Annotated in this window: 11 protein-coding genes; 3 read left to right on the forward strand and 8 right to left on the reverse strand. The window is 65.4% G+C overall.

Features of this window, described 5'->3' with window-relative positions:
* The first annotated feature begins 122 nt into the window (after positions 1-122).
* Both RMO23_RS03175 and RMO23_RS03180 read left to right on the forward strand, forming a co-directional pair.
* On the forward strand, positions 123-533 hold the full coding sequence (locus tag RMO23_RS03175) for a rhodanese-like domain-containing protein (protein WP_309678659.1): 411 nt from the start codon (positions 123-125) through the stop codon (positions 531-533).
* 95 nt (positions 534-628) lie between these two features.
* Positions 629-1,396: a type III pantothenate kinase gene (locus RMO23_RS03180; protein ID WP_309678650.1), complete on the forward strand. Its 768-nt coding sequence runs from the start codon at positions 629-631 to the stop codon at positions 1,394-1,396.
* A gap of 72 nt (positions 1,397-1,468) precedes the next feature.
* Here the strand turns inward: RMO23_RS03180 and RMO23_RS03185 are convergent, their stop codons facing one another.
* The gene (locus RMO23_RS03185) at positions 1,469-3,025 is read right to left on the reverse strand and encodes a wax ester/triacylglycerol synthase family O-acyltransferase (protein WP_309678651.1); all 1,557 of its coding nucleotides are present in this window, start codon (positions 3,023-3,025) and stop codon (positions 1,469-1,471) included.
* 209 nt (positions 3,026-3,234) lie between these two features.
* Between RMO23_RS03185 and RMO23_RS03190 the strand changes: the two genes are divergently transcribed.
* Positions 3,235-3,489: an acyl-CoA-binding protein gene (locus RMO23_RS03190; RefSeq protein WP_309678652.1), complete on the forward strand. Its 255-nt coding sequence runs from the start codon at positions 3,235-3,237 to the stop codon at positions 3,487-3,489.
* 13 nt (positions 3,490-3,502) lie between these two features.
* Here RMO23_RS03190 and RMO23_RS03195 read toward each other — a convergent pair whose 3' ends face one another.
* The 7 genes from RMO23_RS03195 to RMO23_RS03225 all read right to left on the reverse strand — a co-directional run.
* Positions 3,503-4,477, reverse strand: a complete 975-nt coding sequence (locus tag RMO23_RS03195) for a tripartite tricarboxylate transporter substrate binding protein (RefSeq protein WP_309678653.1) — start codon at positions 4,475-4,477, stop codon at positions 3,503-3,505.
* 181 nt (positions 4,478-4,658) lie between these two features.
* On the reverse strand, positions 4,659-5,660 hold the full coding sequence (locus RMO23_RS03200; RefSeq protein ID WP_309678654.1) for a hydroxymethylglutaryl-CoA lyase: 1,002 nt from the start codon (positions 5,658-5,660) through the stop codon (positions 4,659-4,661).
* The gene (locus RMO23_RS03205; protein WP_309678655.1) at positions 5,657-6,883 is read right to left on the reverse strand and encodes a CaiB/BaiF CoA-transferase family protein; all 1,227 of its coding nucleotides are present in this window, start codon (positions 6,881-6,883) and stop codon (positions 5,657-5,659) included. The genes RMO23_RS03200 and RMO23_RS03205 overlap by 4 nt, the downstream gene beginning before the upstream one ends.
* 37 nt (positions 6,884-6,920) lie before the next feature.
* Complete coding sequence (locus tag RMO23_RS03210) at positions 6,921-7,850, reverse strand: LysR family transcriptional regulator (RefSeq protein ID WP_309678656.1); 930 nt, start codon at positions 7,848-7,850, stop codon at positions 6,921-6,923.
* 179 nt (positions 7,851-8,029) lie between these two features.
* The gene (locus RMO23_RS03215; protein ID WP_309678657.1) at positions 8,030-8,368 is read right to left on the reverse strand and encodes a polyhydroxyalkanoic acid system family protein; all 339 of its coding nucleotides are present in this window, start codon (positions 8,366-8,368) and stop codon (positions 8,030-8,032) included.
* 14 nt (positions 8,369-8,382) lie between these two features.
* The gene (locus RMO23_RS03220; protein ID WP_405041558.1) at positions 8,383-9,531 is read right to left on the reverse strand and encodes an aminopeptidase; all 1,149 of its coding nucleotides are present in this window, start codon (positions 9,529-9,531) and stop codon (positions 8,383-8,385) included.
* A 14-nt stretch (positions 9,532-9,545) separates the two neighbouring features.
* Positions 9,546-10,013 (reverse strand): molybdopterin dinucleotide binding domain-containing protein (locus RMO23_RS03225; protein ID WP_309678658.1); only part of this gene is annotated, 468 nt, incomplete at its 5' end.

The following is a 10,013-nucleotide window of genomic DNA, read 5'->3' on the forward strand; positions in this document are numbered from 1 at the left end:
CCCGGGACGAGTTTGTCGCCACCATGAACGCCTTGGTGCTGCCCACCCCCGCCCGCCTGGCCGAGGTGCTGCCGCTCAACCAGACCTCGGGCCTGCGCCATGACGCCGACGCCGTGGCGCTGATGCAGGTGCGCCCGGCCGAGGGCTACGCGGGCGACGTGTCGCCGCAGCTGGCCTACCAGTGGTTTTTGTCCGGCGAAGCGGTGCTGGTCGATGTGCGCAGCGACGCTGAGCGCGAGTGGGTCGGGTTTGTGCCCGGCGCGGTGCCGCTGGCCTGGAAGCAGTGGCCCGGCATGGCGATGAACCCGGACTTTGACGAGGCCCTGAAAACCGCTGTGCCGGCCGGCAAAAAAGTCGTGCTGCTGTGCCGCAGCGGCGTGCGCTCCATCGCCGCCGCCAAACGCGCCACCGAGGCGCTGGGCCTGCAGGCCTACAACATCCTGGAAGGCTTTGAGGGCGACCCCAACGGCCAGGCACACCGCAACCTGCAGGGCGGCTGGCGGTTTCGCGGCCTGCCGTGGCGGCAAAAGTAGGGCCGTTGGTAAGGCCGTTGCCGGTGTAGTGAAGGGTTTACCCCCTCCCGTGGCCGGGGCAAGCACGTCGGCAAACCTGTTCATAATTCCGTCACATGACTTTTCTAGCACTTGACGTGGGCAACACCCGCCTGAAATGGGCCCAGTACGACGCGCCCACGCCGGGCGCGCGGCTGCTGGCGCATGGCGCGGTGTTTCTGGAAAACATCGACAAGCTGGCCGAGGACGAATGGAGTACCTTGCCAGCGCCCACCGCGATGCTGGGCTGCGTGGTCGCCGGCGACGCCATCAAGCGCCGGGTGGCCGAGCAGATGGAACTGTGGGACGTGAGTCCGCGCTGGGTTGTTCCCGGCGCGCAGGAGGCCGGCCTGAGCAATGGTTATGACCATCCGGCGCGGCTGGGCGCTGACCGCTGGGTCGCCATGATTGGCGCGCACCACCGGCTGCTGGCGCGCGGCCTGCGCAAGCCCTGCGTGGTGGCGATGGTGGGCACGGCCGTGACGGTGGAAGCGATTGATCGCGATGGCCGGTTTTTGGGCGGCATCATCCTGCCCGGCCACGGCATCATGCTGCGCGCCCTCGAGTCGGGTACGGCCGGCCTGCATGTGCCGACCGGCGACGTGCGCGATTTCCCCACCAACACCAGCGATGCGCTGACCAGCGGCGGCACCTTTGCCATTGCCGGGGCGGTGCAGCGCATGGTGGAGAACATCACGCGCCACTGCGGCGAAGCGCCCGAATGCATCATGACCGGCGGCGCCGGCTGGAAGATGGCCCCCAGCATGACCGGCCATTTCGAGCTGGTGGAAAGCCTGATTTTTGATGGCCTGCTGGAGATCGCCTCACGCCGTTTCGCCGTTTGATGCTATCAAAAAAATAGCTAGAGGCGCACGTTGTTAAAGGGCTGGAGGCCTGAATTGTCTAAAAATGACGGATTAATCGCCCCACGGCAGCATCAGCGTCACGATGGACAGCTTGGCAAACTCCGGCACGAACTCGTCAATGATGCGCTGCGGCTCGGGACACAGGGCGCTGTCGGTGATGACGCCAAACTGAACGCCGCCGCCGTAGCTCAAGATCGACACGCCCAGGCCCACATCGCCCGACTGCGGCACCCAGAACATGCTTTGCTCCAGCGTGGCGCCGCAAAACTTGAGCTTTTCGCGCGGCCCCGGCACGTTGGTCATCACGGCGGTGGTCTTTTTGGAAAACAGGTTCAGCATCACGTCCTGCGCCGGCTTGATCAGCAAACCGGCCACGGCCAGCAGGCTGAAAGCCAGCAGCGGCTGGTAGCTGCCCTTTAATGCCGCCATGCGGCGGCGCACTTCGTAGACCCGCTCGATCGGGTTCTCGACGCCAATCGGCAGCACCAGCGGCACCAGGCCGAAGCGGTTGCCCAGCTTGTAGGCCTGCTCGATGGGGCGCAGGTTGACCGGCACCATGGCGCGGATTTCCTGGCCGCTCACGTCGTCGCCCAGCGACTTCAGGTATTCGCCCAGCGCCCCGGCCACGCAGCTCAGCAGCACGTCGTTGATGGAGCAGTTGAGCGCCTTGCCCACGGCCTTGACCTCGTCCAGCGGAATCGGCTGGCACCAGGCGACCTTTTTGGCGCCGCCGGGCTTGCCCTTGAGCCGGGTTTTCGAGTCGTCGGGCATCAGCGCCAGCGCGGCGCTGTCCTTGAGCACCTGCAACAGCACTTTGGCCATGTCCATGGAGCCGCTCATGCCTTGCTCCATGCCCTTTTTCGGGTCATTCAGCAGGCCCAGCGAGCGCGCCGCGCCTTCGCCCACGGCACCCAGTGCTTTCACCGTGATGTCGGTAAAGGGTTTGAGCAGGGTGTCCGCAATCCAGTCCTCGGCGCTGTTGGCCATGGCCTCTTTTTTCTGGCGCTCGGGCGGCGGCGCACCGCCATCGACCAGCGACATGGTGACCGAAATCAGCGCGATGCCGTCGGCAATGCAGTGGTGAATGCGCACAATCATGGCGCTGCCCTTGACGCCGTCGGCACCTAGGTAGTCTTCAATCAGGTGGATTTGCCACAGCGGGCGTTTAGCGTCCAGCGGCTGCATGGCCAGCTCGGCCACCCGGTCCTGCAGCGCCTCCTGCTGGTCGTGCGCGCCCCTGGCCGGCTTGGGCAGGGTTTCCAGCAGCACATGCTGGGCCAGGTCAAAGTTGCGGTCATTGACCCAGGTGGCGCCGGCCGCGTCCTGCATCACGCGCTGCTTGAAGCGCCTGTACTTGAGCAGGCTGTTTTCAATGCGCTCGCACACCGCCGCATGCCTGACGCCCGGCGCCAGCTGCCAGACGCCCACAATCATCATCAGATTGGCCGCGCTGTCCATGCGCAGCCAGGCGGTGTCGACCTTGCTCATGCGCTCGCCCGACAAGCCCAGCGTGCCCGAGACCGCCCGCGTGACGTTTTTCTGAACGTTTTTCGCCACTTTTTGAGCGGCTTGTTTTCCTGCTGACTGGACCGAAACGCGTGTGACCATGAACTTTTCCAAAATGAATAAATCGAGCGAGGGTGCCAATTTTTGCAATGCCGCTTGCGTGCAATGCGCTCCCAGGCCGGGCGCGCATTGCACGCAAGGAAAAGCGTGGGGGCAAGCCTCTATTTTGCAAGGAAGTGTATGGCTAAGATACCGGGCAGATACCCCAAGCACCCTTATTGGTGATCCACTACTAAAAACGGAGCATTCACATGTCAGACCTGAAAGCCGCTTTCGACAAGGCCATGGCCGATTCCAAAAACCTCAGCGAGCGTCCCGACAACGCCACGCTGCTGAAGATTTATGCGCTGTACAAGCAGGGCAGCAGCGGTGACAACACCGAGAAAAAACCCGGATTCAGCGAAATGGTGGCCCGCGCCAAGTGGGAGGCCTGGAACAATCTCAAGGGCACCTCGCAGGACGCTGCCATGCAGCAGTACATCGACCTGATTGCCGAGCTGAGCTGAGCAGGTCGCGCGTTCAGTCGGCCTTGATGTTGGCCAGCTTCACGACGCGGCCCCACATCTTGCGTTCATTGGCCTCCAGCGTGGCCAGTTCGGCGCCGTTCATGACGATCGCCTTGGCGCCCTGGTCTTCCGCGCGCTTTTTGAAGCTGTCCGACTCCACCACCTGCTTGATGGCCAGCGAGAGGCGATTCTGCAGATCGGCCGGCATGCCCGTGGGCCCGTACACCGCAAACCAGGATGACGCGACCAGCGGGACGCCGCTTTCGGTCGCGGTGGGGACGTTGGGCAAGGCGGCCAGGCGTGTGCGCCCGGTCACCATCAGCGCCTTCAGTTTGCCCGCCCGAATGTGCGGCAGCAGGGGTGGCGGCGTGGTGATGGTGAAGTCCACCGTGCCGGCCAGCAGGTCGTTCAGGGCCGGGCCGGTGCCGCGGTATGGGATGTGCACCATGAAGGTCTTGGTCAGGTCCTTCAGCAGTTCGGTGGTGACGTGCTGCAGCGAGCCGTTGCCGCTCGACGCGTAATTGATGCGCGCCGGGTTGGCCCTGGCGTATTGGATGAACTCGGCAAAGCTGTTCGCCGGAAAGTCGGCGCGCACCACCATCAACTGCGGTGCGTCTATCAAATGACCCAGCGGCTTGAGGTGGGTGGCCGGATCAAAGCCGGGCACCGGCTGGATCAGCGGGGTGATGCACTGGTAGCCCGAGTACTGCACCAGCAGGCTGGAGCCGTCAACCGGGCCACGCGCCACCATCTGGCCGGCAATGTTGCCGTTGCCGCCGGCGCGGTTGTCCACGATGACCGAGGTCTGCAGGATTTTCCCCAGCGGCTCGGCCAGCATGCGTGCCGAAATGTCGGTCGTGCCACCGGCTGCCGAGGACACGATGAGCGTGATGGGCTTGCCGGCGAGCTGCGCACGCACCGGGTTGAGCCACGAGGCAGCGCCCAGGCCGGCGGCGAGCGTGAAGGTTCTGCGGGAAATGGGGTTCATGTCTGTGTCTCCTTGGGGGGGTCAATGCCAGTTCAGGCCAGTTCTGAAATCTCGATCAGTTTGATTTTTTGCTGGCCGAAGCGCAAAGCCTTGCCAGCACCAGAGGGTCAAGAGGGTCTATCACGCGGGTCTGGCCCCCACGCTTGTCACTGTGTGTGCCTCCGGCGTTGCGCTGCCCCTTTCACCACGATGAGGAGACCTTCGCGCCTGGGGGCGGCCCGTCGGTGCTCATCTGCTCCCGCAGGGCCGCCACAAACTCCGGCGCCGGATGCAGGTCAGAAATGCGTCCCGCCTTGGCCACCTGGCCCGGCACCTCATGGCCGACGATCTGCGGCATCTGCCTCGCCACCGCCAGCAATTTGGGCAAATCGATGCCGGTGTCGTAACCCATGGCGGCCAGCATGTGGATGGCGTCTTCGCTGCTGATGTTGCCGCTGGCGCCGGGTGCATAGGGGCAGCCGCCCAGGCCGCCGAGCGAACCGTCAAAGCGGGTGATGCCGCCCTGCACGGCCGCCAGCAGATTGGCCAGGCCCATGCCGCGCGTGTTGTGAAAATGCAGCGTGAGCTGCATATCGCGTGAGGATTGGGCAAAGCGCTGCTGCAGCGCCTCCACCATGCGGCTGACCTGCGCCGGGTGTGCCATGCCGGTGGTGTCGCAAATCGTGATGCCCCTGACCCGGTCCCCGCCGAGATCGGCAAAACGGCTGGCCCAGTCCAGCACGGCGGCCTGCGCCACCTCGCCTTCCATCGGGCAACCAAAGCAGCAGGACAGCGAGACGTTGACGGGGGTGCGGCCATCGACATGCGCAATCACTTGCGACAGCGCCGAAAAGCTGCGCGCCATCGGCATGCGCAGGTTGGCCAGGTTGTGCGTTTCCGAGGTGGACATGACGAGGTTGAGCTCATCGGCGCGTGATTCGAGCGCGCGTTCGGCGCCGCGCAGGTTCGGCACCAGCACCGTGTATTCGACGCCCGGTACGCGGCGGATGCGGCCCATCACCTCTTCGGCATCGCGCAGCATCGGAATCGCCTTGGGCGAGGTGAAGGAGGTCACTTCGATCTTGGCGTAGCCGCAGTCACTGAGCGCATCGACCAGCGCCACCTTGGTGTCGGTCGGGATGAATTCAGGTTCGATCTGAAAGCCGTCGCGCGTGGCGACTTCGTTGAAGTAGATGCGTTTCATGCCTTGCCTCCCGCCACGATTCCCTTGTCCTTGAGGCCCTGAATCTGTTCGGGGCTCAAGCCCAGCTCCTGCAGCACGGCGTCGGTGTCCTGGCCCAGTGTGGGCGCGTTGCGCCGGTGGCCGCCGGGCGTGAGCGACAGCTTGGGCGTGATGCCGGGCACGGCCAGCGTGCTGCCGTCGTCCATCTGCACGCTGTCCAGCATGCCGCGCGCCTGGTAATGTGGATCGGCGGCGATGTCGGCCACGCTGTAGATGCGGCCGGCCGGCACCGAGGCCTTGTCCAGTTGCGCCAGCACCTCATCCACCGTGCGCTCTGCGGCCCACAGGCCAATGGCTTCGTCGATTTCGTCCACGCGGGCGACGCGGCCGGCGTTGTCGGCGAGCAGAGGGTCGGCTGCCAAGTCGTCACGGCCTATCAGCGTCATCAGCCGCTTGAAAATGCTGTCGCCATTGCCGGCAATCAGCGCATAAGCTTCGTCCTTGCAACGGTAGGCATTGCTAGGTGCAATGCCGGGCAGGGCGCTGCCGGCCGGGCCGCGCACCGCGCCAAACGCGCTGTACTCGGGCAGCAGGCTTTCCATGCAGTTGAACACCGCCTCGTACAGCGCCACGTCGATGACCTGGCCCTGGCCTGATACGTGGCGATGCTGCAGCGCCAGCAGGATGCCGATCACGCCATGCAGCGCGGCCAGCGTGTCGCCAATGCTGACCCCCACGCGCACCGGCACCCGGCCCGGTTCGGCCGTCAGGTGACGCAGGCCGCTCATGGCTTCGGCCACCACACCAAAGCCGGGGCGGTCGCGGTAGGGGCCGGTCTGGCCGTAGCCGCTGATGCGCAGCATGATCAGGCGCGGGTTAATTTTTAGCAGTTCGTCGGGACCCAGGCCCCAGCCCTCCATGGCACCGGGGCGAAAGTTTTCGATCAGCACGTCGGCACCGGCAGCCAGCTGGCGCACGATATCCTGGGCCTGGGGGTCTTTCAGGTCGAGTGCCAGCGAGCGCTTGTTGCGCGACTGCACCTGCCACCAGACCGAGGTGCCGTCTTTCAGCAGCCGCCATTTGCGCAGCGGGTCACCCGCGCCCGGCGGTTCGATCTTGATGACCCCGGCGCCAAAGTCGGCCAGCGTCTTGGCCGCGAACGGTCCGGCGATCAGCTGCCCGAGTTCGAGAACCTTGAGCCCTGCCAGCGGGCCGGTATTGGCGGATGAAAAAGTAATGTCCATGGCCGGGCAGTGTGCGGCAGCGGCCGGCCGGCGTCCATTACTGTTTGCGGCCTTGTGCCTTCGCGTTTTGCGAAGCCTCCTGCACCAAGAACGCTGCCAGCGACATGATGGCCGCATCACTTTCCCCGGCGGCGGTGGCCACCAGCAGGCGGCGCTGTGCCCAGGCATCGGCCAGCGGGCGCCAGCCGAGCTTCATGGCCTTGAGGATGGGCAGGCTGGCGCCCTTGGGCAACACCGCGATGCCCAGCCCCGAAGCCACCATGTGGCAGACCGCGTCAAAGCTGCGCACCTGCATGCGCAGCTTGAGCGGCCGGTTCGCGGCCAGCGCCGCCTGCTGCTGCTTTTGCAGCATGGCGGCACCGGCGGTCAGGCTGATCCACTCTTCGTCCAGCGTGTCGGCAAAGGCGATGGGCGTTTTGGGGCCGGCCAGCCGGTGGCCGGCCGGCAGCACCAGCACCAGCTCGTCGTTGCGAAAAAGCCGGGTCTCCAGACCGCCCGTGTCCGGCCCTTCGACAAACACCGCCACATCGGCCCGGCCTTCGCGCAGCGTGGCGACCACCGCCTCCGACACCTGCTCTTCCAGGTCCACATGCACCTGGGGATGCAGCTCGCCATAGCGGGCCAGCAGCGGCGGCAGGAACTGGCTGATGGCGGCGCTGCTGGCGCACAGGCGAATATGCCGTGCAATGCCGCGCCGCAGGTCGCTCAGCTCGGTGCCTAGCTGCTCCATGGTCTGCAGCAGGGTCAGCCCATGTTTGACGAAGACGCGGCCGGCCGCCGTGGGCAGCAGGCCGCGCGCATGGCGTTCGAACAGGGTGTCGCCCAGCGCCACCTCCAGCTCGCGCAGGCGCCGGCTGGCGGCGGCCAGCGCCAGGTGTGAATCACGCGCCGCCGCGGTCAGGCTGCCGCTCTGGGCGCAGGCCACGGCCAGGCGGATGGACACCAGGTCGAAGCGCGCCAGGTTCATGGTGCCCCCACGCTTGTCACTTCGTGTACTGCGCGAGGCCTTGCAGGCCGCGGCTCGCGGGACGCTTCGCCTCTGTCGCCTGTCCAAACCTGCTCAAGCAGCTTTGGAGCCGCAGGCTCCAGCCCCTCGGGGACTGTGCTTGCTTGGGGCGGCCCGGCGGCGCTCATGGTTTTTACGCCTCAGGCTTTTTTTCGGGCGGTGGTTTTTTTTGCCGTGGGCGCGCTCGCGCTTTTGGCCAGCAGCGTGTCGAGGTTTTTCACGATTTCGCCCTCAATTTTTTCCTTGAAGACGCCCAGCAGAAAACCGAGTTTGGCGCGCAGATCAAAACTGTTGGGGGTCACGACCAGGGTGCCCGCGACGCCCGAGCGCTTGAAGCTCACCTCGTCGGCCTCGCTGCCTTCCGCGTAAATGCATTCCATGTCGAACTCTTCTTCGACCTGTTCGGCCCATTGAAAGGCCACTTTGCGGGCCTTGGCCAGTCCCAGGCTGTGTTTGCGTTCGATGTGAATGTCTGCCATGGTCGGTCTCCGTCTTATTGATGTGTGGATGGGGTGCTCAGGGCCTGATGGCGTTCGTTCTTGGGGCGATCAGCCAGTTTTTTGACTGCATCATAAAACCTCGGCCAGTTGCGGCCTTCGCGCTCGAACAGGGCCTCAAAGCCGGGCACCAGTTCATCATAGGCGGCCAGCGCGCCCAGCGAGGCGTTGTTGGCGCGGGCCACCCAGCTGTCGTAGCCCGTGACGGTGTTGCCGATGCTGCTGCTGTTGCTGGCGGGGCCGGGCTGGCTGGCCCAGCCGGCTTTAAGCTGCGCATAGTCGCGCCGAAAGCGCTCCATGATGCGCGCCTTGGCTTTTTCGGTCGCTATATTTTTGATAGCTGACTGCGCTTGTTCTTCCTGGGCTGCAGCCTCATTTTGTGCATAAATACGCTCCAGGTCACGGCGCGTGGCCAGCGCCAGCGCGCGAAACTGCCGGCGCCGCCCGTCAAACCTGGCGTACTCCTGGCGCGCCGCGTCGCCGGCCTGGGTCGCCAGCCAGCGCTGGCTGCCCAGACGCTCCACGGCGGTGGCAAACGATTCGTTAAACACCGTGTCGCCCTGGGCGTAAACCACCTGGTGCGCCAGCTCATGAAAAATCAGCCGCGCCAGTTCGCCCTCGGGGTAGCGGATGAAGGTGTTGAGCAGCGGGTCACCGCCGGCCCAGTTCATCAGGCCCAGGGTGGAATAGGCCGGCACCGGGTACACGCTGGTTTCCAGGCCTTCGGCGTTGAGTCGGTCTGCTTCGAGCCGCGCTTCGGCTTCGCTGAAATAACCGCGGTAGCCGACGCAGCCCGCGACCGGAAAACACCAGGTCTTGAGCGTCAGCGAAAACTCGGGCGCGGCCACCACGTTCCACACCGCCGCGCTGCGGTGCAGGTCGGCGTAGCGGCGGTAGCTGGCGTTGTCGGGCAGCTTCAGCTCGGCCACGGCAAAGCTGCGGATGCGCTGGCTCAAGGCCAGCCGGGTCTTCAGGGCCTGCGGCGTTTGGCTGTCGCCCAGCCAGTCATCGACCGGGCGCGCGGCGTTGAGCATCTGCATGTGGCCGCTGACGGACTGCCAGTAATAGCCCAGGTTGGCACAACCACCGAGGCACAGTGCCGCCGCGGCTGCGGCCAATGCCGTGCTTAAACCTGTGATGGCCAAGATGTGTGCCCGCTTCACACCATCGGGGGCAAGGGTTGCGGCGAGGCTGGCGGCGCAGGCGGCTCGGCCAGGGTCACCTGCACCAGGCAGTCGTAAAACACCGGCCCCCGGCCCAGGTCGGTCAGCTGCTGGCTGGTGAGCTGGTTCACGTTGGTGCCGTCCAGGCCCAGCTTGCGCCACCAGATGCCCAGGCCATTGACCACACCGGGCCGGGCGCGCGCCGAGACTTCGGCTTTCACCAGGTAGCTGCCGCGCCGGTTGAAGACCCTGACCACCGCGCCGCTGCGGATGCCGCGGGCGAGCGCATCGTCGGCATGGATTTCCAGCACCGGCTCGGTTTCAATATCGCGCAGGCTTTTGACGTTGACAAAGCTGGAGTTGAGAAAATTGCGCGCCGGCGGCGAGATCATGGCCAGCGGAAACTCGGCCGATGTGCCCAGGGTTTCGTAATTGGGCAGGTGGTCGGGCAGGCCGTCCAGGCC

This window comes from Polaromonas sp. (genome assembly GCF_031411155.1).
Taxonomy (GTDB): domain Bacteria; phylum Pseudomonadota; class Gammaproteobacteria; order Burkholderiales; family Burkholderiaceae_C; genus Polaromonas.